Origin of the sequence: Autumnicola lenta, assembly GCF_031846515.1 — a bacterium.
Classification (GTDB): domain Bacteria; phylum Bacteroidota; class Bacteroidia; order Flavobacteriales; family Flavobacteriaceae; genus Autumnicola; species Autumnicola lenta.
In genome coordinates, this window is record NZ_JAVRHO010000001.1 from 147,529 (window position 1) to 171,881 (window position 24,353).

The following is a 24,353-nucleotide window of genomic DNA, read 5'->3' on the forward strand; positions in this document are numbered from 1 at the left end:
TTAAATGCAAGGTATTACTTAAGCTTATATGAAGTTTTGACGCATTATTTATATATCTTTTATTTTCGGTCCTAATACCTAATGAATTATACAATTTGTCAAGATGCTGAACGGAAGTCTTTTGAACTGAAGTTAAAAACTTCTCCTGATCGGGAAAAGGTTCTATTTCTTTCGATGACAGGTCAACAAAACAGCTATTTCATTTTTCAACCGCAGGTTTATAAAAAGGCAGGGCAATAAGGTTTCCCAGGCCTTTACCGGAGAGATAATCTTGATTTGGAAATAACCGGTCAAAACTAGAACCTTTATCAAAAAGAGAAAATAATTGAACCTGTTCCATTAATCCAATTATAATTCTTCTACTCTTAATGGCTGGATAAGGCTCGTTAAAAAATATCCATACGTGCCCACCATTACCGGAACGAGATCTTTCCAGATATGCAGGTATGCCTTTTTCTGTACAAATATCAATTAATTTTCGACATTCTTCGAGCCAGTTTTGTTTATCAAAATCAGCAGCAATAAACCAGGAAGTATTATCTCTAAGCAACGGATAAATGCCCATTAATTGTTGACCGCTTAGATGCTTTTGAATTTGATTATCATTTAACGGGAGGTATTTTTTATCTTTATAATCCTTGAAGGAACCTCCTTTCATTTTATGAAGCCGGTACATATAAGGGTCATAACTATAAGCTGGTATATAGCCACTCTTTTTTCCTTTCTGCCAATGAATGGCGAATACATCTGTTCGTCCTTTAAAAATTGAATTTATAAAATTTATTTCCATTGACCAGGCTTTCGCTTTTATCTATGAACCAGAAAATTTTCGGTTTAAAAACATACTTCTCAATATATAGAGGTTAGTAAAATAAACTCTTAGAGAATATACATCAGGATTTACTAATATGAAAAATCGAAGATTAATTTTTCTTTCCAGTATTAAAAAATGTCAAGGGTAAATTTTAGAAATAATTGTACTATGGCTTACCGCTACGGATATAGCTGGAAACAATGCCCTCTATGTCTTCCTTAATAAATTCCCAGTATTTTCCCTTTAAACAAATAGGATCAAAATCATCATCCGCCTCAGTAAAATCAGTAAAATTTTGAAGTATTAGCTTTTTGTCGTGACTATATGGATACCGCTTTCCGTGCAGTTCTAACATTTGTTCCATATTATATGAATTAAAGAGCGCATGTAGATCCCAAAAGTCTTTCTTACGTCCTCCACGTTGTACTACATCAACTTTCATAGCGATGATTTCTTCAAGGCTAGCCATTCGGATAGTATCTTCTACTAGTGCTGGTTGAATGAAGGTATCTGTATAGAAAATATCCAGTTTTATAGCTTTATCCACATTTTCTCCAATAAAATAACATTTTCCCATGGCTGGCCCCATCGACAGGTGATCCACATATGGAAAATTCACTTCGAGATATTTAGTTAAAACATCGAAATCAATGGTTCCATACTTAACATCACTAAAAAGGTCAATATCCACCGACTGCCGATGACCAATCTGCAGGCTCAATGCAGTGCCACCAACCAATCTGAACATACTGAATTCCTTCGCAGCCATAAGATGAAACAAACTGTCACGAAGCAAATTATTCACCGTATCGTAATAAAGCATCTTGGGTGGTTATTTGGTTGAAACAGTATATGGTTCTCTAGGAACTGAACCAAGTATGGCATTTACTTTTTGCCTGCCATAAAAACGACGGATCTCGTTCTTCTCTGTTTCGCTGCCCCGCTCAAAAACCCTTCTTATAACTGCCTTACTTTGCTTCTGCCAATCGATCTGATCTATATCGGTATCCCAAAACAAGGACTTTCTAAGTAAGGATAAAGTTGGCTTTTTTGATTCTAGCTTTTCTTTTTCCTTATCTATCTCGTAATAAGTCTGTAGGATTGCCAACGTACCTTCTTCCAAACCCAGTTTATCCTCAACTTTTAGTGCCAGGGCTGTATTAAGGTTTCTTTTCCCATTTGTAATAGCGTTCAAGGTTTGCGGATGTTCTTTTATGGAAATAGCAAAGGGACGCTGTTTTATAGAACGCTTTTTTAATTCACGCTTAATAACAATTCCCGGGTGAATGCCCTTGTATTTTAAGAAGTTATCCATAACACAAATATAAGCAATTTTGTTTACACTATTGAACAAGTTCCTGATGGCTCATTTCTGCCTTAGCTACTCAATATTTAAAAACAGTTGGTAGTCAAGCAAGAAATAAAAACATTTACTTTTTTTACCCGTCCATTTTCCTTGGATTGCTTAGAGGTACTTCTAATAGAAGAAATATAACTACTGAAAAGAAAAGCTACTGCCTTAGTAGTTTTTTAATTCTGGGAGTAGTCCCTTTAAATCTTCCTTTGGAAATATCCCACTCATTCACTGAAATCTTTCTTTTGAGGCTCATTTCAGAGCATTTTCCATTTACGGTAATTCTGGCGTTAATGGACAAATCTTTGGTGTTCCGGTTCAGTTTTCTGGTAAAGAAAAGGACGGAGAATGTAGTAAAATCAGGCATTTCAAGCGTCTTTAAGTGAAATAGTAAATTTCTAAAGACGAAGGTCAAATCAACCGCAATGTTCTTCTAAGATAGTGAATTAGTGGAAATAATGTATTCACCGAATCATTCACTAAACAGAGTGATATCAGTAAAAACAAAAAACACTGAAAATCATCCGATTAACAGTGTTTTGTGTCCTTTTGAGATAAGGTTCGTCGGGGTGGCAGGATTCGAACCTGCGGCCTCCTGCTCCCAAAGCAGGCGCGATAACCGGGCTACGCTACACCCCGAAGGCTTAATAATTCCTTAAGCGGATGCAAATATAATAATTCTCTCCACCCTGCAATAATTTTTTTTATTTTTATATCTTCGTTTTTCAAAAAAGAATTTATGAAAAAATTACTCCTTATACTAGTTGCCATAATTACTCTACATGCATGTGGAGAAAACGGTAAAAGTACTGACACTGCCACTGCAGCCCAAGATAGTGCAGAAGAAATCACCACTGAAACCAGTGTTCCAGAGCCTATCCCTGCGGAATCAACCTCTGAAAGTTATTCCTATGAAGTGGTTGTGTCCGATATGCAAATTCCATGGGGCTTTACCTTCATGCCAGATGGATCTATGCTCATTACTGAAAAAAGTGGTGAGATTATTCATTTTAAAGATGGTACAAAACAACAAATAAAAGGAGTTCCTGAAGTTTATGATCGTGGACAAGGTGGTCTTCTTGACATTGTGCTACATCCCAATTACGAAGAGACCGGATGGATTTATATTTCGTATGCTTCACCTGAAGGATCGGAAGAAGGAGGAAACACTGCTGTCATGCGTGGTAAGCTCGAAAATGGAAGTTTCACAAACAAAGAAGTACTTTATAAAGCCAGTCCTAATACCACAAAAGGACAGCACTTCGGTTCACGTATAGTCTTTGATAATGAAGGCTACTTGTACTTCACGGCAGGAGAACGCGGTGCCAGGGATGAAAATCCACAAGATATAACCCGGGACAATGGTAAAGTTTACAGGTTAAATGATGATGGTACTATTCCTGAGAGTAATCCGTTTACAGAAAATGAAAATGCAAAAAAGGCAATTTTCTCCTACGGCCACAGGAATCCGCAGGGAATGATTCTACATCCCGGAACAGGTGAAGTATGGTTACATGAACATGGCCCGCAGGGAGGAGATGAAATAAATGTTATAAAAAAAGGAGAAAATTATGGCTGGCCAGAAGTAACTTATGGTGAAAATTATGGCGGTGGTGCGATAACAGATGAAACTTCTAATCCAGAAATGGAAGATCCTATTTTCTATTGGCTTCCTTCCATTGCACCGAGTGGTATGGCATACATTACTTCAGAAAAATTTCCAGAACTAAAAGGGGATCTTTTAGTGGGTTCTCTTAAGTTCCAATACATTGAACATCTTACCCTGGATGGAAATAAAATTGAGAAACGCGAAAAAATTCTTGAAGAAATTGGCAGAGTAAGAGACGTACGACAAGGTCCTAACGGAGATATTTTCGCAGCAATAGAAGGAACAGGAATAATAAAATTAACAAAAGAAGAATAGTACAAATGAAGAAAATTTTATTGATTGTTTTGGCATTTACCATGTTCGCCTGCAAATCTGACAAAAAGAAAGGCCAGAAAGAGGAAGATTCCTATGTCATCCCATCTTCAGAAAAGTCAGGTTCACAATCACCTTTAGAAGAAAGCGTGGCAAGAGGAAAAGAACTTTATTCTGATTTATGCTCTACATGCCACCTCCCAACAGGAAAAGGCATTCCAGGAACTTATCCTCCTCTTGATGGATCCAACTGGCTCACTGAAAAACGCGAAGAAAGCATCCATGGTGTTAAATTCGGTTTAAAAGGAGAAATAACGGTGAACGGAGAAATTTACGATAATTTGATGCCTCCAATGGGATTAAGTGACCAGGAAGTAGCAGATGCCTTAAATTATACAATGAATTCGTGGAGCAATAATGCTGGAGAAATGGTAACTGCTGAAGAAGTTGCTGCAGTACAGGAATAACCAAAAAATGCAGTTTATCGATAAATATTACTCTTGGTCCAATTTCTTCTCATATAGAAGCATATAGGGGGCTATATAGTGCGAAGCGCTGACAATGATGACATTAAAGTCTTTATTTTTTCTTACAAATTTCACAATTTTTGAGAAACGTTTAACTAAAAACATTATTATTGCACTGTCAAATTTACTTTCTTTGACAAAAGTTTTTTAAATCAATTAAATTTAAACCTATGAAAAAATTATTTACTTTTTTGTTCGTTGGCGCCATGATTACTTCATGTTCCAATGATGAAATTAATGAGATCAACGAGCCGGAAACAGCTGTAGATCTTGAAACACAAGTTTCTGAAGGTCTTTATGACAATTCAAATTTGGGAATTTACAAAGGACTTTTTACTACTGCTGATGGTAAAAACAGAGCTACAGTTTTAATTGAGTTAGACGGAAAAAATAATCCTGTAGCCTCCTTTAATTTTCCTGATGGAAATTTTGAGGCTTTTCGCGCTCAAAATAATGTTGATAAGTCACAAGCTGGAAGTTTGAGATTTGAAGGTGAAAATTTTAGCTTTGACTTTAATGTTGATGCTGACGGTGCAGATCCAGTTGTTTCAGATGTTACTTATATGGGACAAAAAGGTGATGTAATGATTCTGAAGGAAACATCTAAAGCTCCAGTACAAACTAAAACTGGTACTTACACTTGTGAATCAGGTTGTTTTGGAGATGATGATGATACTGTTCCGCATCCAGAACTGGGAGCTCCTGGTGCTCTTCAAACATTCAATTTTATGTTACAAGGTACAGAGGGAGATTCTCCTATCTTTATGCAATATGTTTTAAATAGTAGAACTTACACTGGTGATGTACTGCAAGCAAGTTGTGATGCAGGAATCTTTGGAAATCTAATCACTTGTGAGCTTTTTGCTGAACCAAATTTACGGGGTAACACAGGTCCTATTAGATTTCGTAGCTTAGACAATCCAGATACTAGTTTACTTTTTCATGAGTACGCCTCAGATGGGACTGGAATCGCATGTTCATCCTACTATGGAACAGGTATCTATCGATCTTCTCTATTCGGGCGTTCTACCATATCAATCATTACCGATGATGCTGTTGCTGACGGTGGGGACTGCAATGAAAGAAGATAAATTTAAAAATAATTTATATTTAAACAAGACCCGGGAAAATTCCCGGGTTTTTTAATCTTTAAAAGATATAAACTCCTGAAAATTGCTGTTTAATTCCTTTGAATTTGCTCTTTTTCTTCCAATAATTTTTCTCCTTTACTGGATAATAGGTGGCCAAAATATTCGTTGGCAGAATGTTCTAATTCTAATCGGTAGCTACTTCTTCTATGGTGCATGGGACTCGAGATTTCTAATCCTTATTCTTTTAAGTTCCTTAATAGATTACTACGCGGGAATTATTATTGATAAATCTTCATCTCACTTAAAGAAAAAAATTATTCTCTGGCTTAGCATCGTTTGGAATCTTGGAGTACTCTTTATTTTTAAGTATTATAATTTTTTTATCGAAAGCCTCGGCCAGCTTTTGGAATTGGATCCTCAATCCAGCCTGTATACCAGCTTTCAAATTATTCTTCCTGTAGGACTGAGCTTTTATACTTTTCAAACCCTTAGCTATACTATAGATGTTTATCGCGGAAAAATAAAACCCACTCATAAGTTATTGGAGTTTTTGTGCTTTGTAAGTTTCTTTCCCCAGCTTGTAGCGGGACCAATAGAAAGGGCTTCTTTCTTATTGCCTCAATTTTTTAAAGAAAGGAAATTTGATACGCTGCTCGCAAAGGAAGGATTAAGGCAAGTCCTCTGGGGACTATTTAAGAAAATGGTTATAGCAGATAACCTCGCGTTAGCTGTCAACGAAATTTTTGCCAATCCGGAATCCTTTCAAAGTTTGGAACTTTTTTACGGCTTGGTGCTTTTCTATTTCCAGATTTACTGTGATTTTTCAGGATATGCCGATGTGGCGATTGGCACAGCAAAACTTCTTGGGTTTAGGTTAAGCATCAATTTTAATTTACCTCATTTTGCTGAAAGTATTCCGGATTTTTGGAGAAAATGGAATATCACCCTCAGCAGATGGTTTAGAGATTATGTGCACATTCCTCTTCTAAAAAACCGCAAAAGAAATATCTATACCAATAGCGCTGGACTTTTCGTTACGTTTTTTTTGATTGGATTATGGCATGGAGCTAACTGGACTTTTATAGCCTTTGGAGTTATCCACGCTGCTTACATGATAGGAAATAGAATAAAAACAGATTACCTTAGAGCAAACAAACTTAAAACGGGAACTCCCCGGGTACTATCTATAGGTATTACTTTCATTTTAGTAGTATTATCTATAGTTTTCTTTAGAGCCCCAACCATCTCCATTGCCTGGAATATATTAAGTAGGATTTTTAGTATGCTTCCAGATAATGATTTTGAAACTCTTATCGGGATGAACCTGTTATTTCTTCCTCTTATGTTGCTACTGGAATTGGTTTTAAGAAATAAGGAATATCCATTCCAAAACCTGCAAATGCATATTCCTAAGATAGGAAGGTGGTGCATATATTACATTTTTGTTTATTTTATACTTCGATATGGAGGACCAAAAGAATCATTCATTTACTTCCAATTCTAAGATTAGAAAACTTTTCCGCTCCTGGATTATTTTCGTTTTACCCATATTACTTTTATTGGTATTGGTAGAATTTAAACTTAGACAAATTCCTTTTGCTGAAAAGGTTAGACATGCCTATATGCTAGAGCATAAAGAAGATATTCAAGTTCTATTTCTCGGATCATCGGAAACTCAGCGTGCAATAAATCCGCGTTATCTTAACTTCGAATCTATTAATCTGGCAAATTCGAGCCAAAGATTCTATGAAGATTTCAAATTACTTAAAGCTTTTACGGATAAACTTCCAAATTTAGAAATGGTGGTTATCGAGGTTTCGTACGATCGGGCCCATAGGAGCAAAAACCACACTTCTAAAGTAATAGATCATAAAAACCTGGCTTTTTATTCCATTAATACTTTTCAGAGAGATGTAAAATTTCAGGATAATTTTTTATTCTTTAGTAATCAGGGATACTTTTCAAAAAGACTTCAGGATCATATTTTTGACGAATCTGGTATACAATTGAATGAATATGGATTTGACGAAAATAAATATTATGGATCCTATCAGGCTGTGGGTCATAAAGACAGCCTCATCAAAAATGAAGACATTTTCATTGAAAATATTGAAGACACTTTAAGCTTTAAAAAAAATTTCGAACTACTTGAGCATATGATTCAATTTTCCTTAAAGAGGGGCTTGCAAGTCCTCCTTTACGTGCCACCCGCCCATTATAGGTATCAAAAGCTACGAAATCCAGAAATTGTTGATAGTAGAGATCGCTTGATTAGCAGATTGAAAAGATCTTATCCACATATAAAAATTTACCGACAAGATTCCCTGAATTTTGAAGCCCGGTATTTTTATAATGCAAACCATTTAAACCCTGACGGTGCTGAAATAGCTACTAAGGAGTTCAATAAATACCTTTACAAAAATTTCAGTTCACCATAAACTTTCCCTGCAATGGAAAGATAATTGTATTTTTTATTAGCATAAAGAATACTTTTTTCAGATAATTCTTGATATTCTTCGTCTTCTAGAACGTTTAACTTATTTATAATAGATTTTAATTCAGATAAATCCTTATAAATATAGCCGTTATAACCTTCCTGAACCAATTCCGGAAGCGCTCCCGAAGAACGAACTATTACTGGTATTCCTGCACAATTAGCCTCTGCAACCGTTCTTCCAAATGCTTCATAACGTGCATTCGATATAAGAAAATCAAACTTTTCATATATCTCCCTTCTATCCAGAAAATCATGAAAGATAACATTCGGGATTTGTTGCTTCCGAAGCCACTCCTGAAACTGTTCATCTCCATGTCCTATAATATGTAACTCCACACTTAATCTTTCAACTTCAGGAGTTTTAAATAATCGAATTATTTCTTTCTGATTTTTTTGATCGTTTATCCTTCCCACAATACCAAAGCGTAAAGGCCTTTTTAGCTTTCGCACAGAAGAAGTTGTTTCATCAAGTAAAATGCTATTATAAACGACTTTCGATTCTACCTTCTCAAATTTTCTTAAATAATTCTTTGCGAGAAATTGAGACGGAAAAAAATGTAGATTAGTGGAACGGTAATATTTCAAAAACTTCTTTTCGTCCTCCAGGCAAAAACCATTTATCTCATCGCTTAAAGTTTCTCTGTGATGCCACGCACTCTTAATATTTAGTCGGTCTGCTACTAGAAGCCCCATTGGGTTTAAAGAAGAATTTACGTAAATAAAACCAGGAGAAAATTGTTTTGCATATTTTAGGTGTTTTCTAACAGCCACTCTATTGTGAAATAATTTCATCCATTTATTTCTCCACATCCATAATTTAAATAAAACAGGAGATTTCTTTTTCCACTTATCTCCAAAAGCTTTGTTGTAAAACCAGTTGTAATGTTTAATTATCTTATAAGGAATGTTTCCCCTGATCAATTCAGATTCAATAATACCTTTTTCGGGTATAATTAACATAACATCCAAGTTTGGATCACATTCCCTCATCCCCAAAATTAATTCCATTAAAGATCTGTTCGCTCCATACAATGTAGAAGAATGCGCATAAAATAAAATCCTCATATCTTAAGTAGGTAAAAATAAAACAGCCCCTCCTGAAAAGTCAAATATAAAACTTTCACAAAGCTACAGGCAATTTTATTTTTAATCTTTCGGCTTGGGTTTGGTTTTAAAAAGGAATAACTAAATTTGCTTGTAAAATTATTTTATGCTGATTATCGGAATTGCAGGAGGTACCGGGAGCGGAAAAACAACCGTGGTAAATCAAATTATAGAAGAACTTAGAAACGATGAAGTAGATATCATATCCCAGGACTCTTATTACCAGGATACTTCCCACTTGAGCTACGAAGAACGGGTGAAGATCAACTTTGATCATCCAAAATCTATTGATTTCGACCTGTTGGTGAACCATCTTAAAGCGCTAAAATCCGGTGAATCTATAGAAGAACCACTTTACTCGTTTAAGGAACATAACCGCACTGGCGAAACCCGCACCATCCATCCCAGGAAAGTTTTAATTGTCGAAGGAATTTTGATCCTTACTCATCCCGACATTCGTAAATTGTTCGATATTAAAATATATGTGCATGCCGACAGCGATGAACGCCTAATTAGAAGGTTAAAACGTGATATTAACGAGCGCGGCAGGGATCTGGACGAGGTGTTGTGGCGGTACCAAACAACCCTTAAGCCAATGCACCAGCAATTTATAGAACCTACAAAAGAGTTTGCAGACATTATAATTCCCACAAACAAGTATAATACAGTAGCTGTTGATATTGTACAAACAATCATTAAGGATCGCTTAAGCTAATTTTGTATATTTAAAGCAATGAAGTGGAAAGAGCTACGCAATAAACCCTGGGTAAGATTTATCAGCAATAAATATGTCTTGCTAAGCCTCATCTTTGCAGGCTGGATGTTCTTTTTGGACAGCAATTCCTGGTTTGTGCACCATGAACTTAACCAGGAAGTCAACGAACTAAAGGAAAATAAAGAATATTACCAGAACCAGATTGCTCACGATAAAGCAATTATTCAGCAGTTGCAGGATTCTGTGCAACTGGAGCAATTCGCACGTCAAAAATACTACATGAAGCGTGCAGATGAAGATATTTACATCATCGAATACGATTCTATAGAATAAAACAGCTCAAATTCAGCTGTTTTAAAATGATACTGATGAAGGAGAAATTATTTCAGGAATTTGAAGAAGTTTCTGCACGACAATGGAAGCAAAAAATTCAAGTCGATCTAAAAGGTGAGGATTACAACGAGAAACTGATCTATAAGAGCCTGGACGGTATTCATGTCAAGCCTTTTTATCATAAAGATGATGTTTCTAAAGCAGTTCCAACTCCTTCTCCCAAAAACTGGAATATTTGTGAACGCATTTATGTGGCTTCCGTAGAGATTAGCAACAAAAATGCAAAAAATGCGCTTCAAAAAGGTGCTGAATCACTTTGGTTTATAATCCCCGATGAGAAAACTGAAATTTCTGAACTTTTTAAAGATTTAGAGTTGAATTTCCGCATTTTGATAAGTCTGGAATTTCTTTCTGCGGAATATGTTGAAAAACTCAGACATTTTTTCTGCGGTAAAAGCAGCAAAATAGTTATCCAGACTGATATTATCGGAAATCTTGCCAAAACCGGCAATTGGTTTTACAACCTGAAGCAGGATCACGAAATACTGGACGATATTGTTAAAAATTCGGGGGACTTTAATTCAGTAATCTCCGTAGATAGTACCCTTTATCAAAATGCCGGCGCTACAATTCCGCAGCAATTGGCTTATGCCCTGGCTCATGCTAATGAATATTTGAATCGCTATGCCGAAAATGGCAATTTTCGACATTCAGAAGATCTTCAGGTCCAGTTTATAGTCGCTTCGGGCTCCAACTACTTTTTTGAAATCGCTAAGATCAAGGCGCTGCGTTGGCTTTATTCTACATTGGTTAAAGAATATAATATTGCCGATAATTGCCATATTTTGGCCTTGCCTTCAAAAAGGAATAAAACCTTGTACGACTATAATGTGAATATGCTTCGCACCACCACAGAAAGCATGAGCGCTGTCTTGGGTGGCGCAGACACTGTTTACAACCTGCCTTATGATGCTATTTTTCATAAAACCAATGAATTTGGAGACCGGATTGCCCGAAACCAATTGTTGGTGATGAAAAATGAAGCTTACCTGGACAAAGTTTCCAATGCCGCAGAAGGTGCGTACTATATCGAGAGTATAACGAGGCAATTTGCTGAAATGGCCCTGGATATTTTTAAAGAAATTGAAAAAAATGGAGGCTTTCTTAAGCAATTAAAAGAAGGGATTATCCAGCGAAAAATCAAAGAAAGTGCTGAAGCAGAACAAAAAATGTTTGACGATGGTAAACTGGTGCTTATCGGTACCAATACTTTTGAAAACTCTGAAGATAAAATGCTCAATGACCTGGAATTGTATCCATTCCTGAAAAGAAACCCAAGAAAAACGCTAATTCCGCCAATTCTCGAAAAGCGTTTAGGCGAGAGGATGGAACAGGAGAAACTGGAAAAGGAAAAAGCCGTAAAGTAATGCCAAGAAAAAATCTTCAACATATAAAATTAACAGAGCCTGAACTGAAACCTCAACTTCAGAAATCTGAAGAATTCGAGACTCCGGAAGAAATTAATCTGAAACCTTCCTATTCCGAAGAAGATATTCAGCACCTGGAGCATCTTGGTTTTGCTGCTGGAATTCCGCCGTACCTGCGGGGCCCGTACAGCACAATGTATGTTAGCAGACCGTGGACAATTCGTCAGTACGCCGGATTTTCTACTGCGGAAGAAAGCAATGCTTTTTACAGAAGAAATCTGGCGGCGGGGCAAAAAGGTCTTTCCGTAGCATTCGATCTTCCCACCCACCGCGGTTACGACAGCGATCACGAACGTGTGGTTGGAGATGTGGGAAAAGCCGGGGTGGCCATAGATTCTGTTGAAGATATGAAAATACTTTTCGACCAGATTCCCCTGAATAAAATGTCGGTTTCCATGACCATGAACGGAGCCGTACTTCCTATAATGGCATTTTATATCGTTGCTGCTGAAGAACAAGGTGTAAAACCTGAAGAACTTTCGGGAACTATTCAGAACGATATTTTAAAGGAGTTTATGGTACGCAATACGTACATCTACCCTCCTACTCCATCGATGAAGATTATTTCAGATATTTTTGAATATTCTTCTAAAAATATGCCCAAATTTAATAGTATCAGTATTTCCGGATATCATATGCAGGAAGCCGGAGCCACCTGTGATATTGAACTGGCTTATACCCTAGCCGACGGACTGGAATATATTCGAAAAGGACTTGGCGCCGGTATGGATATTGACAGTTTTGCTCCGCGGCTATCATTCTTCTGGGCTATCGGGATGAACCATTTCATGGAAATTGCCAAAATGAGGGCAGCACGTATGCTTTGGGCAAAACTGGTAAAACAGTTTAATCCTAAAAATCCAAAATCCCTTGCTTTAAGAACCCATTCCCAAACCAGCGGCTGGAGTTTAACAGAGCAGGATCCGTTTAACAACGTCGCCAGAACTTGTATTGAAGCTGCGGCAGCCGCTTTTGGTGGAACTCAGAGTTTACATACCAATGCTTTAGATGAAGCAATCGCTTTGCCCACGGACTTTTCAGCAAGAATCGCGAGAAATACGCAGCTTTTCCTGCAACAGGAAACCAAAATTACAAAAACGGTAGACCCTTGGGCAGGAAGTTATTATGTTGAAAACCTTACAGATGAAATTGCGCAGAGAGCCTGGGGTTTAATTCAGGAAGTTGAAAATTTAGGTGGCATGACCAAAGCTATAGAGGCAGGAATTCCCAAAATGAGAATTGAAGAAGCTGCAGCAAAAAAGCAGGCTCGTATTGACAGCGGAACGGACATTATTGTGGGGAATAACAAATACAGACTCGAAAAAGAAGATCCGCTTGTAACGCTGGAAGTAGACAACCAGACGGTGAGAAAACAACAACTTGTCCGCTTGGAAAAAACAAAAAAGGAAAGAAATCCTGAAAAAGTCAAAAAAGCTTTAGCCGACCTCACTTCAGCAGCAAAGCATGAAAATGGTAATTTATTGGCATTGGCTATAGAAGCGGCCCGACACCGAGCAACTCTTGGAGAAATCAGCGATGCCCTGGAAGAGGTTTACGGAAGGTATAAAGCAAAAATTCAATCCTTCAGTGGTGTTTATTCAAAAGAAATGAAAGATAACTCATCCTTTAAAAAAGCCCGGGAATTAGCCGATAAATTTGCAGAGCAGGATGGCCGCAGGCCTCGAATAATGATTGCGAAAATGGGACAGGACGGTCACGATCGTGGCGCAAAAGTAGTTGCCACCGGCTATGCCGATCTTGGTTTTGATGTAGATATTGGCCCACTTTTTCAGACGCCAAAAGAAGCGGCTAAACAGGCTATAGAAAACGATGTACATATTTTAGGGGTTTCTTCGTTGGCCGCCGGTCATAAAACACTTGTTCCGCAAGTAATAGAAGAGTTAAAGAAGCATGGCCGGGAGGATATTATGGTAATTGTGGGAGGTGTAATTCCTTCACAGGACTACCAGTTTTTATTTGATGCCGGTGCTGTGGCTGTTTTTGGTCCCGGCACAAAGATTAGTGACGCTGCAATAAAATTACTGGAAATATTAATTGAAGAGGAATAGTATTTCTTTTGTAAAACTTCTCAAGATAAAGCACCAATGATAGAACCGGAATTTGTCACTTTTAAAAGAGAACCATTCTTTGAAATTGCAAGGGAATTGGTTAAACCGGAAGATAAAGTCCTCGATATTGGTGCGGGAGAAGGTGGCTTTGCTAATTATTGTCAGAAAAAAGATATATTTCTATTTGATGGTAATCCTGAAAGTGTCGCTGTTCTCAAAGAAAAATATAAAAATACTTTTTACGGAAAACTACCCATTCTTCCTTTTGAAAAGGACTTTTTTGACCTCATCCATATGAGTCATGTTATTGAGCATCTTGCACCTGAAGATGCATATAAAACATTAGAAGAAATTGGAAGATGTTGTAAACCAGGAGGAAAAATCGTAATATCAACTCCACTTTTCTGGGACGGATTCTATGATGACTTATCTCACATAAAACCTTATAACCCTCTTGTGATTGAGAAATATTTAGGAGACACCAAAAAGAAAAACTTAACTCGTACAGATATCTCCGGCCATTTTAAAAAAATCCGTTTAGAGTACAGGTACAGGGAAGATTTTCCAGAGTGGGAGTTATATAAAAGTAAAGGAGTAATCAAGTTTTTACTTAAATCACTAACATTCTTAAGGAGAAAATTTTATAAGAAATATTCTAAAACAGGTTACACTATAGTGTTAGAAAAAGAGATTCCGTAATTACTAAGAATTTTTTAAATATGATCCATCGACACAGAATGTGCTGAGAGAGCTTTTGTTGTAACCGACACTAGAAGAGGCGATAACAAGATGCTTCCGGAGTTGAGAGCAAAAAGTAGCCATTACTTCCAGAAACTATGAAAAATGCTAAAAAATACATCAAAAGAAACGCTTAAGCAGAAACCGGAATCAAGACAAATATTAGAATATTTGATTCCAAATTATTAACTAATACTTACAATCAAAAACAAAGAAATTAAGGGATATTTGTTACAGGATTTACTTCTATCTAAATATTTTCTCGATGAAAATTTTCAACTGTAACAACTGTAACAATATAATTTTTTTTGAAAACGATATCTGTGGATATTGCAACAGTTTATTGGGATATTGTAATGAGGAAGAAAAGATAATAGCCGCAAATCCGGGAACAGATTTTCGTGAAAATAGAACAACCCTTAAATATTGCAGAAATCACGAACACAGTGCATGTAATTGGCTAATACCAGAGAATTCAGGTTTTGAATACTGCGAAGCCTGTCAGTTAAACAGCGTTATCCCGAACATTGGAGATGAAAAAAGATTGGAGGAATGGCGACTAATAGAATTTGCCAAACACAGGTTGATTTATAGTCTCAATAAGCTGCAACTACCATTTGTTTTTCAGCAAAAAGACAGGAAAGATCTAAAATTACAATTCCGTTTTTTAGGACCCGGCACTAACAGTAAAAATGGACAGCAGGTACTAACAGGACATCTAAACGGCGTCATAACCCTAAATGTAGAAGAAGCAGATGATTTAAAGAGGGAGAAGGCACGAATGCAGATGGGAGAGAAAATGAGAACCCTTCTGGGGCACTTCAGGCATGAAATCGGGCATTTTTACTGGGAGGCTATTATTTTGCCAAATCAAGAAAATCTTCGTCAGTTTAGGGAAATTTTTGGGGACGAAAGAAAAAATTATTCCGAAGCCCTGCAGGAGTATTACAAGAAAGGACCTGCCAAAGATTGGCGGGAATTTTTTATTACAAAATATGCCTCTTCACATCCCTGGGAAGATTGGGCCGAAACCTGGGCTCATTACTTACACATCATGGACACTGTGGAAACCGCATACTATTTTGGTGTAAAAACAGAACCGAAGGTTTCAAAAGACAAGCAACTTTTAAGTTCAGGTATTACAATTAATCCTTACAAAGAAAGCGATTTTGATGCCATTGTAAATGAATACATATCTTTAACTATAGCCATAAATTCTTTGAACCGCGGGATGGGCCTCTCTGATATTTATCCGTTTATTCTCAATAACAAAGATATTAGTAAATTAGGCTATATACATAACCTGCTATTAAACAACCAAGGTAAAACTTTTTAAACATGAACTACAAAAATAAAATGCTTAGAGACGACGCTTTAAGAGGAAAAACGATTGTAGTTACCGGTGGTGGTAGCGGACTCGGAAAAGCGATGACCAGATATTTCCTGGAATTGGGAGCTCATGTTGCCATTACTTCCAGAAATATTGAAAAGCTAAAAAATACAGCAAAAGAACTTGAAAATGAAACCGGCGAAAAATGTTTTCCCGTCAAATGTGATGTCAGAAATTATGATGAAGTCGAACAAATGCGGGATGAAATTATTAAAGAATTCGGAAGTGCAGATGTACTGCTAAACAATGCCGCAGGAAATTTTATTTCTCCTACAGAAAGATTAAGTGCCAATGCCTTTGACACCATTATTGATATCGTCCTTAAAGGCAGCAAAAATTGCACTTTAGCCTTTGGTAAACATTGGATCGACAAAAAAGAAGAAAATAAGACCGTTCTAAACATTGTTACGACCTACGCCTGGACAGGTTCTGCTTATGTTGTACCCAGCGCTACAGCAAAAGCCGGCGTGCTGGCAATGACGCGTTCTCTGGCAGTCGAATGGGCGAAGTACGGGATTAGATCCAACGCCATTGCTCCCGGCCCCTTCCCTACCAAAGGTGCGTGGGACCGATTGCTGCCCGGAGATTTAAAAGAAAAGTTTGACCTTGCCAAAAAAGTTCCGCTTAAACGTGTGGGAGAACATCAGGAATTGGCAAATCTCGCTGCCTATCTTGTTTCAGATTTTTCAGCTTATGTAAATGGGGAAGTTATTACCATAGATGGTGGAGAATGGTTGAAAGGTGCAGGACAATTTAATTTGCTTGAAGCTATTCCGGAGGAAATGTGGGATCAACTGGAGGCAATGATTAAAGCTAAAAAGAGTTAAAAAGTTCAATGTTTGAAGTTCAAAGTTTCAGTTTTTAATTGTGGTTTAGACTTGTGTTGTAGTTATATTTTCTCAGAACCCGCAAAAAATTTTTAACCATTTAAACTAATCAAGATTTTTTTTGACACGTACAACGCTCCCCTTTCCTTTTTCCTCTATCAGACACGAAAATATTAAATTCTAAGAACTGAAAACTTAGAACTGAAAACTCCTTTATAAGCTGTTAACAAAATGATTTTATATACCTATAATTAATTGTATTTTTACGTTTCAAAAACCGGATATAATTAATGGGCAAAATCATTGCTATCGCTAACCAAAAAGGAGGTGTGGGAAAAACCACAACTTCAGTAAACCTGGCGGCATCGCTGGGGGTTTTAGAAAAAAAAGTTTTACTTATCGATGCCGATCCCCAGGCAAATGCGACTTCGGGACTTGGTATCGACGTGGAAGCGGTAGAATTGGGTACTTATCAACTGCTGGAACATTCTATTGAAGCTTCTAAAGCCATTATGGAAACAGGATCTCCAAATCTGGACATTATTCCGGCACACATAGATCTGGTGGCTATAGAAATTGAACTGGTAGATCAGGAATCAAGAGAATACATGCTCAAAAAAGCAATTCTCCCGTTAAAGGAAAAATACGATTATATTTTAATAGACTGTGCTCCTTCGCTAGGTTTACTAACTCTTAATGCACTTACCGCTTCAGATTCTGTAATTATTCCAATTCAATGTGAATATTTTGCACTGGAAGGTCTTGGTAAGTTACTCAATACCATAAAAAGTGTTCAGAAAATCCATAACAACAAACTGGATATTGAAGGTCTTTTGCTAACAATGTATGATTCCCGTTTGAGGTTATCCAACCAGGTGGTAGAAGAAGTTCAGAAGCATTTTAATGAAATGGTTTTTGATACAATCATCCAGCGTAATGTTCGTTTAAGTGAAGCACCAAGTTACGGTGAAAGTATTATTAATTATGATGCCGCTAGTAAAGGCGCTAGTAACTACCTGAGCCTGGCGCACGAAATTATAAAGAAAAACTCTTAGAAGATGGCGAAGGCGACGAAGAAACAAGCTCTTGGACGCGGACTTTCAGCTCTGCTAAAAGACCCTCAAAATGATATTCGATCTGCAGAAGATAAAAATGCAGACAAATTAGTAGGCCATATTGTTGAACTTGAATTATCTTCAATAGAAGTTAATCCATTTCAGCCAAGGACTAGTTTTAACGAAGAATCATTACGAGAACTTGCATCTTCCATAAAAGAACTTGGCGTAATCCAGCCTATAACCGTAAGGAAGCTGGAATTTGACAAATATCAGCTTGTATCTGGTGAGCGCAGGTACCGGGCCTCCAAACTAATTGGTCTGGAAACTGTCCCGGCTTATATAAGAATTGCTAACGATCAGGAATCCCTGGAAATGGCACTGGTAGAAAATATTCAGCGTCAGGATCTTGACCCTATCGAGATCGCACTTTCCTATCAAAGATTAATGGATGAAATTAGTCTTACCCAGGAGCAACTTAGCGATCGGGTGGGAAAAAACAGGTCGACAATTGCCAATTATCTGAGGTTGCTTAAACTGGATCCAATTATCCAGACCGGGATGCGCGACGGATTTTTATCTATGGGACATGGACGTGCCTTAATTAATGTTGATGATCCGCAACTTCAATTAAATATTTATGAGAAGATCCTTCAGAAGTCTTTATCTGTAAGAGATACCGAAAAGCTGGTGAGGGAAATGCAGGAGGGGAACACTAAAAGTAAAAATGCTCCTCAATCTACTGCTATCGCTACCGCCTACAAAAAAGGAGTCAAGGAATTTTCAGAATATCTGGGTGCTAAGGTAGATGTAAAAGTTACTAAAAAAGGAAATGGAAAACTTACCATTCCTTTTAAATCTGAAGAAGATTTTGAACGTATCAAAAAGCTTATTCAAAGTGAAGATTAAAACTTTCATTTTAACAGGAATTTTCTTTCTGCTTTTTTCAGCAATAACTTTTGCTCAGGAAGATTCACTTGCTGTTGAACGAAGGGGACTCACAGAAGCTCCTCTGCCAGATCCAGGAGATTATGAACCCTACAATCCCCTTGCTCCTGCCAAGGCCGCCTTTTACTCAACAATTTTACCGGGTTTGGGACAGGCATATAATGGCCGCTACTGGAAAATTCCCATTGCGTATGCGGGATTGGGAGTCGGCATCTATTTTTATATTGATAATGACAGGCAATACGACAGGTACAGAGATGCTTACAAAGACCGGCTTGCGGGAAGGGTAGACGAATTTGCAGGCCGAATTTCTCTGGACAGGCTGGTGGATGCACAACAATTTTATCAGCGCAATAAAGAAATTTCGATACTGGTGATAGCCGGTATCTACATCCTTAATATCATAGATGCCAATGTGGACGCCCACCTTCAACAGTTTAACGTGAGTGAGGATCTTTCTTTTAAACCAAATATGGATTTTAACTCACTTACAGGAAAAACAAATTACGGATTATCTTTAAATTTCAAATTTTAATGAAAATAGCACTATTAGGTTACGGAAAAATGGGAAAAGCAATTGAAGAAATTGCTATAAACAGAGGACACGAAATTGTGCTAAGGGTATCTGAAGACATAGAAGCTTACAATCTGGACGAATTGGAAATAGATGCAGCAATAGACTTCAGTATTCCAAAAGCAGCTTATAAGAATATTACCACGGCTTTCAAGCATAAAGTTCCCGTAGTTTGCGGAACTACCGGATGGCTTGATGACTATGAAAAAGTAACGAAACTTTGTAAAGAAGAAGATTCCGCATTCCTTTACGCCTCCAACTTTAGCCTTGGGGTAAATGTTTTTTTTGAACTGAACAAAAAGCTGGCCCACATGATGAAGGGTTTGGATGATTACGCTGTTGAAATTGAAGAGATTCATCATACCGAAAAACTTGATGCTCCCAGTGGCACTGCAATTAGTCTTGCGCAACAGATAATTGCAGAGAACCCTAACAAAAATGGATGGCAGCTGGATCATGCAGATAAGGATGAAATTCCCATTTATGCGAAGCGTATAAAAGATGTACCCGGCACCCATACAGTCTCTTACGAATCCAAAATTGATACGATAGAAATTATGCACATGGCAAAGTCGAGACAGGGTTTCGCACTTGGAGCAGTTATTGCTGCTGAATGGCTCAAAGATAAAAAAGGTGTATTTACCATGAGGGATGTGCTCTCCAGCCTTTTCTAAGATTTTTAGTAACAATTCTGTTGAATAGTACACCTATAACAGCAAACAACTAGATTATGACGTTTACAGAATGGTTTCTGTTTTTCCTGTTCATCCAGGTAATCCACTTTTTTGGTACATGGAAGCTTTATCAAAAGGCAGGAAGACAGGCATGGGAAGCCGCAATTCCTATATACAATGCGGTAATATTGATGAAGATTATTAATCGCCCGTGGTGGTGGGTTATTCTCCTCTTTATTCCTATTGTAAACCTCATTATGTTTCCTGTAATTTGGGTGGAAACAGTGAGAAGCTTTGGTCGCCATTCTACTGCAGATACCTGGCTGGCAATATTGACATTAGGCTTTTATATCTATTATGTTAATTACGCTGCTGATGTTTCCTATATTGAAGACAGAAGCCTGCAACCGAGAACAGCAACTGGCGAATGGATAAGTTCTGTTCTTTTTGCCGTTATTGCCGCGACTATAGTGCACACATACGTGATGCAGCCTTTTACCATTCCTACTTCCTCTTTGGAAAAGACATTGCTGGTGGGAGACTTCCTTTTTGTTAGCAAGTTCCATTACGGCGCCAGAGTACCAAAAACGGCTGTAGCTTTTCCTATGGTCCATGATACTATTCCTTTTCTCGGAATAAAATCTTACCTAAACAATCCGCAGATCCCATATATGCGTCTCCCTGGGTTCGAAAAAATTGAAAGGAACGATATTGTGGTTTTTAACTGGCCCGTTGATACCGTAAGGCAGTTCTTTGACCGTTCTAATCAGCACTTTGATAAGCCGATAGACAAGAAGTCAAACTATGTAAAACGTGCTGTTGGTGTACCCGGCGACTCCTTAAGTATTATTGATGGAAGGGTCCACATTAACGGCGAACGTTTACAACTTCCTGGCCGGGCAAAAATACAATACACTTATTTTGGAGAAACCAAAGGCCAGGGATTTAGTCCGCAATACATGTATCAGGAACTGGACATTACCGATGGCTATAGCTATGATCCCGCAACAAACAGATTTGTGATAAGGGCGCTTACAGAAGAAGGTTTCCAAAGATTAAAAAACCATCCCAACGTTGCTTCTATTGAACGTTATGTGGATTCTGCTGGAACCAAACTTTCTTCTATTTTTCCCAACAATAACAAACTCAATTGGAATTCTGACAACATGGGCCCTATATATATTCCGAAGGAAGGGGTTACTGTGGAAATTAATCAAAAGACAATGCCTTTTTATAAACGCATTATAGAGACCTATGAAGGCTATGAGATGGAGGAGGATAATGTGCTGACTTTAAACGGAAACAGAGTTCTTCTAAATGGAGAAGAAATTAATTCCTATACATTCAGACAAAATTATTACTGGATGATGGGAGATAACCGAAACAACAGTGAAGACAGCAGGTACTGGGGGTTTGTACCTGAAAATCATGTGGTTGGAAAACCGGTTTTTATCTGGTTTAGCTGGGATACGAATGCTTCAGGGATTATGAATAAAATAAGGTGGGACAGGGTATTTACAACAGTTCGTGGACAGGGAACACCGATTTCCTATCTTCCGTACGCGCTCATGATCGTTGTGGTGCTAATTGCCTTCAATTATTTTAAAAAAAGAAGAAATTCTTAAACCAACATGGAGATTCTTCTGCATCCTGCATACTTTGGTTCAATTTTTCAATATGTCCAACTGGTAAGGGCAGAGAGAGTGGTTTTCGAAAATGAAGATAATTATCAGAAGCAGACGTACCGTAACAGAATGTATATTTACGATTCCAACGGTAAACTACTACTCAACATTCCAATAAAACATTCTTCTTCTTTAGGATTAAACACAAAAGATAACAGACATCAAAAATACAGGGACGTTCTTATTGAAAACGATTTTGAATGGCAGAAGCAGCACTGGAGAGCTTTAAAAGCGTCATACCAAACTTCTCCTTTTTTTGAATTTTATGAAGATGATCTATATCCCCTGTACCACAAAAAATTTAGATATTTACTGGATTTCAATTATGCCTGCCTCGATTTTGTACTGGAAAGCCTCCAATTGGACATTAAAATTGAGAAAACTTCAGAATATATTTTAAATCCAAAAGATCTTCAGGATTACCGGCATCTTATTGACGCAAAATCCAGAACAACTTTCAGCAATAGCCGTTATCCACAGGTTTTTGAACCTAAAAATGGTTTCATTCCAAATTTGGCAATTATCGACCTACTGTTTAATGAGGGACCTAACAGTCTCACATATTTGGAAGAAGAAGACTAATAAAGTATTATTCTGAAGACAAGGATAATGTGGCCTTAATAGGGAAATGATCTGAAAAGAAAACTTCAGAAGTTTTAAAAGACAGCACTTCTATAGACTCATCGGGAAGTATAAAATCAATCCTTAACGGAAAATAATCGAAATCAAACGTTCTTCCGAAGCCGCTACCTGCTTCTTTATAAGCATCGTTTAATCCAGATCCTTCAGAACGAAGCTCCCGGTAGATATAGGAATAAGCCGTATTATTGAAGTCTCCCATGACTATGACCTTATACGGAGTATTTCTTATCACCTCCAGTACAAGTTCTACCTGTTCCTGCTGAATGGCAAAGGTTTGTCCCATACCCAAAAACACCCTTTTTGAGCTTTCTTTTTCGATATTCCCGATATCTGGTTTTACACTGAAGGATTGAAGATGAATATTGATTACACGCAGCGTATCGGTTTTAACCGCAATATCGACATAAACTCCATTATTGTTACTGGCAGAGTCAAAATTTAGAGAGACGGTATTTATAATCGGATATTTGGAAAAAACAGCTAATCCAAATTCTGCACTCTCGGTTTTAAGTTTAATATATTTATACGGAAATTGCCTGGCAACCTCTATCTCTCCGTTATAATATTCCTGAAAAGCCACAATATCAGGATCCTCGCCTGCAATAAAAGAGGTGATCTTTTTTGGCACAGTTTCCCTTTCTTCGGGAGTACTGAGGTATTGACTAAAATGCCTGACGTTATAGCTCAAAACCTCCAGGCCTTCAGCTTCGCCATTCTCTTCAGAAGCTTCAAATTCATAAATGGAAGTCACATGATTAAAGCCGAGTAAAAGGGTAATCACTGGCAGCCAGATCTGTTTTTTCAGCTTTACTAACCAGTAAAACAGAAAAGCCGCATTAATCATAATGAGCAAAGGAACGCCAAGGCTCAAGACAGATAGCAGGGCAAACTTGTTGGGAGGAATAAAAGGCAAAAGATAGGAAAACAGCAAAGCCGCTGCCAGGAGCGAATTTAAAAGAAAAATGAATTTATCAAACCAATTTAGATTCTTCATTTAATCATCTTTTCCAGCCTGAAAAAGAAAATCTTTTTCTGCTTTGCTAAGGCTGTCATAGCCACTTTTACTAATCTTGTCCAGGATAGCATCAATTCTTTTCTGCTTTTCATCCTTATCAAGTCGTCCTGAACGGCTGCGCGAGGAAGAAGATGTTCCTGCCGACTTTTTCGTGGTTCTGTGGACGGTCTTCATTCTGGCTTTCTTTTCTTTAGGCTTAAATAAATTTGCAATACTATCCATTATACCTTCAAACCAACTTCCAATATCATTGCCTTTCTGCAACTGGGTGGTATAAATATAACCCAGTGCTGCACCACCTAAATGCGCCAGGTGACCACCCGCATTACCCATGGGGATCTGGATAACATCCAGGGCAACTAAAAATGCCGCGATCCACCAGAATTTTATACTGCCAAGAATAAGCAGTCTCACACGCATATTGGGAACATGCGATGCTATCCCTACTAAAACTGCCATAACACCCGCTGAAGCACCCATCAAATAGGATTTTCCCGTACCTTGGAAGGCCGGAAATAAGTTATAGCTAAGCATGTAAATAAGGGCACCAACAATAACGCCCAGGAAGTAATAATTAAGAAGCCTCTTTGGGGGGAAAAAATTTAGAAAATAAACCCCGGAAAAGTAAAGAATGAGCATATTCCCCAGGATATGCCAAATACCGCTATGCAGGAAAGAATAGGTAATAATAGACCATGGCTTAAACAGGAACTCACCTGGATCTTTTGGAAAGGCGAACCACTCCACCAGGAAATCTGAAGGTATCTGAAACAGATAAGTAATCGTTCTGAATAGAAAGAAAAGCAAAAAGACAATCACATTTACAGCTATAAGCTTTTCTGTAACCGTAGCGGTCTGGATCTTGTATTTAAACTTATCTGATGGTCTCATTA

At 37.7% G+C, this 24,353-nt stretch carries 25 protein-coding genes and 1 tRNA gene; 18 read left to right on the forward strand and 8 right to left on the reverse strand.

All coding sequences use genetic code 11. The features are described from left to right. Positions 1–199 precede the first annotated feature (199 nt). The 5 genes from RM545_RS00565 to RM545_RS00585 all read right to left on the reverse strand — a co-directional run bounded on the left by RM545_RS00565 (position 200) and on the right by RM545_RS00585 (position 2,807). Positions 200–790 carry a TOTE conflict system archaeo-eukaryotic primase domain-containing protein gene (locus RM545_RS00565; protein ID WP_311493317.1) on the reverse strand — a complete coding sequence of 197 codons (591 nt, stop codon included), beginning with the start codon at positions 788–790 and terminating at the stop codon, positions 200–202. 190 nt (positions 791–980) lie between these two features. Beyond that, the gene (locus tag RM545_RS00570) at positions 981–1,637 is read right to left on the reverse strand and encodes a nucleotidyl transferase AbiEii/AbiGii toxin family protein (RefSeq protein WP_311493318.1); all 657 of its coding nucleotides are present in this window, start codon (positions 1,635–1,637) and stop codon (positions 981–983) included. Between the two features lie 9 nt (positions 1,638–1,646). Then, positions 1,647–2,129 (reverse strand): helix-turn-helix transcriptional regulator, encoded by a 483-nt coding sequence (locus RM545_RS00575; protein ID WP_311493319.1) that lies wholly within the window; start codon positions 2,127–2,129, stop codon positions 1,647–1,649. A 196-nt stretch (positions 2,130–2,325) separates the two neighbouring features. Next, positions 2,326–2,535, reverse strand: coding sequence for an Arm DNA-binding domain-containing protein (locus RM545_RS00580; protein ID WP_311493320.1), 210 nt, complete (start codon positions 2,533–2,535; stop codon positions 2,326–2,328). Positions 2,536–2,732: 197 nt separating this feature from the next. Next, a tRNA-Pro gene (locus RM545_RS00585) sits at positions 2,733–2,807 on the reverse strand. Between the two features lie 100 nt (positions 2,808–2,907). Between RM545_RS00585 and RM545_RS00590 the strand changes: the two genes are divergently transcribed. The 5 genes from RM545_RS00590 to RM545_RS00610 all read left to right on the forward strand — a co-directional run bounded on the left by RM545_RS00590 (position 2,908) and on the right by RM545_RS00610 (position 8,145). Then, positions 2,908–4,092 carry a PQQ-dependent sugar dehydrogenase gene (locus RM545_RS00590; RefSeq protein ID WP_311493321.1) on the forward strand — a complete coding sequence of 395 codons (1,185 nt, stop codon included), beginning with the start codon at positions 2,908–2,910 and terminating at the stop codon, positions 4,090–4,092. A gap of 5 nt (positions 4,093–4,097) precedes the next feature. After that, a complete protein-coding gene (locus tag RM545_RS00595; RefSeq protein WP_311493322.1) occupies positions 4,098–4,556 on the forward strand; it encodes a c-type cytochrome in 459 nt (152 codons plus the stop codon). Between the two features lie 230 nt (positions 4,557–4,786). Then, positions 4,787–5,707, forward strand: coding sequence for a hypothetical protein (locus RM545_RS00600; protein ID WP_311493323.1), 921 nt, complete (start codon positions 4,787–4,789; stop codon positions 5,705–5,707). Between the two features lie 82 nt (positions 5,708–5,789). Further along, a complete protein-coding gene (locus tag RM545_RS00605) occupies positions 5,790–7,211 on the forward strand; it encodes an MBOAT family O-acyltransferase (RefSeq protein ID WP_311493324.1) in 1,422 nt (473 codons plus the stop codon). A 118-nt stretch (positions 7,212–7,329) separates the two neighbouring features. Beyond that, the gene (locus RM545_RS00610) at positions 7,330–8,145 is read left to right on the forward strand and encodes a hypothetical protein (protein WP_311493325.1); all 816 of its coding nucleotides are present in this window, start codon (positions 7,330–7,332) and stop codon (positions 8,143–8,145) included. Here the strand turns inward: RM545_RS00610 and RM545_RS00615 are convergent. Beyond that, positions 8,121–9,269 (reverse strand): glycosyltransferase family 4 protein, encoded by a 1,149-nt coding sequence (locus tag RM545_RS00615; RefSeq protein ID WP_311493326.1) that lies wholly within the window; start codon positions 9,267–9,269, stop codon positions 8,121–8,123. The two genes, RM545_RS00610 and RM545_RS00615, sit on opposite strands and share 25 nt — an antisense overlap. Positions 9,270–9,414: 145 nt before the next feature. On the opposite strand from RM545_RS00615, the gene udk reads away from it, so the two are divergent. The 13 genes from udk (at position 9,415) to RM545_RS00680 (ending at position 22,385) form a co-directional block, all read left to right on the forward strand. Further along, complete coding sequence (gene udk / locus RM545_RS00620) at positions 9,415–10,023, forward strand: uridine kinase (RefSeq protein ID WP_311485457.1); 609 nt, start codon at positions 9,415–9,417, stop codon at positions 10,021–10,023. An 18-nt stretch (positions 10,024–10,041) separates the two neighbouring features. Continuing rightward, entirely contained in the window at positions 10,042–10,356 is a 315-nt protein-coding gene (locus RM545_RS00625; protein ID WP_311485456.1) for an FtsB family cell division protein, read from the forward strand. A 35-nt stretch (positions 10,357–10,391) separates the two neighbouring features. Next, on the forward strand, positions 10,392–11,783 hold the full coding sequence (locus RM545_RS00630) for a methylmalonyl-CoA mutase subunit beta (RefSeq protein ID WP_311493327.1): 1,392 nt from the start codon (positions 10,392–10,394) through the stop codon (positions 11,781–11,783). Further along, positions 11,783–13,912, forward strand: a complete 2,130-nt coding sequence (gene scpA, locus RM545_RS00635) for a methylmalonyl-CoA mutase (RefSeq protein ID WP_311493328.1) — start codon at positions 11,783–11,785, stop codon at positions 13,910–13,912. The genes RM545_RS00630 and scpA overlap by 1 nt, the downstream gene beginning before the upstream one ends. Before the next feature lie 96 nt (positions 13,913–14,008). After that, positions 14,009–14,611 carry a class I SAM-dependent methyltransferase gene (locus RM545_RS00640; RefSeq protein ID WP_311493329.1) on the forward strand — a complete coding sequence of 201 codons (603 nt, stop codon included), beginning with the start codon at positions 14,009–14,011 and terminating at the stop codon, positions 14,609–14,611. 304 nt (positions 14,612–14,915) lie between these two features. Next, entirely contained in the window at positions 14,916–15,986 is a 1,071-nt protein-coding gene (locus RM545_RS00645) for a zinc-binding metallopeptidase family protein (RefSeq protein WP_311493330.1), read from the forward strand. A 2-nt stretch (positions 15,987–15,988) separates the two neighbouring features. Further along, entirely contained in the window at positions 15,989–16,867 is an 879-nt protein-coding gene (locus RM545_RS00650) for an SDR family oxidoreductase (RefSeq protein WP_311493331.1), read from the forward strand. Positions 16,868–17,157: 290 nt separating this feature from the next. After that, entirely contained in the window at positions 17,158–17,922 is a 765-nt protein-coding gene (locus tag RM545_RS00655; protein ID WP_311493333.1) for a ParA family protein, read from the forward strand. 3 nt (positions 17,923–17,925) lie between these two features. Then, on the forward strand, positions 17,926–18,831 hold the full coding sequence (locus RM545_RS00660) for a ParB/RepB/Spo0J family partition protein (RefSeq protein WP_311493334.1): 906 nt from the start codon (positions 17,926–17,928) through the stop codon (positions 18,829–18,831). Further along, a complete protein-coding gene (locus tag RM545_RS00665; RefSeq protein ID WP_311493335.1) occupies positions 18,821–19,405 on the forward strand; it encodes a DUF5683 domain-containing protein in 585 nt (194 codons plus the stop codon). The genes RM545_RS00660 and RM545_RS00665 overlap by 11 nt, the downstream gene beginning before the upstream one ends. Continuing rightward, on the forward strand, positions 19,405–20,118 hold the full coding sequence (gene dapB / locus RM545_RS00670; protein ID WP_311493336.1) for a 4-hydroxy-tetrahydrodipicolinate reductase: 714 nt from the start codon (positions 19,405–19,407) through the stop codon (positions 20,116–20,118). The genes RM545_RS00665 and dapB overlap by 1 nt, the downstream gene beginning before the upstream one ends. Positions 20,119–20,174: 56 nt before the next feature. Continuing rightward, complete coding sequence (gene lepB / locus RM545_RS00675) at positions 20,175–21,743, forward strand: signal peptidase I (RefSeq protein WP_311493337.1); 1,569 nt, start codon at positions 20,175–20,177, stop codon at positions 21,741–21,743. A gap of 6 nt (positions 21,744–21,749) precedes the next feature. Beyond that, entirely contained in the window at positions 21,750–22,385 is a 636-nt protein-coding gene (locus RM545_RS00680; protein ID WP_311493338.1) for a WbqC family protein, read from the forward strand. A 7-nt stretch (positions 22,386–22,392) separates the two neighbouring features. Here RM545_RS00680 and RM545_RS00685 read toward each other — a convergent pair whose 3' ends face one another. Together RM545_RS00685 and RM545_RS00690 are read right to left on the reverse strand one after the other, a co-directional pair. Beyond that, complete coding sequence (locus RM545_RS00685; RefSeq protein WP_311493339.1) at positions 22,393–23,439, reverse strand: endonuclease/exonuclease/phosphatase family protein; 1,047 nt, start codon at positions 23,437–23,439, stop codon at positions 22,393–22,395. Beyond that, the gene (locus RM545_RS00690; protein ID WP_311493340.1) at positions 23,440–24,351 is read right to left on the reverse strand and encodes a rhomboid family intramembrane serine protease; all 912 of its coding nucleotides are present in this window, start codon (positions 24,349–24,351) and stop codon (positions 23,440–23,442) included. Positions 24,352–24,353: the final 2 nt, after the last annotated feature.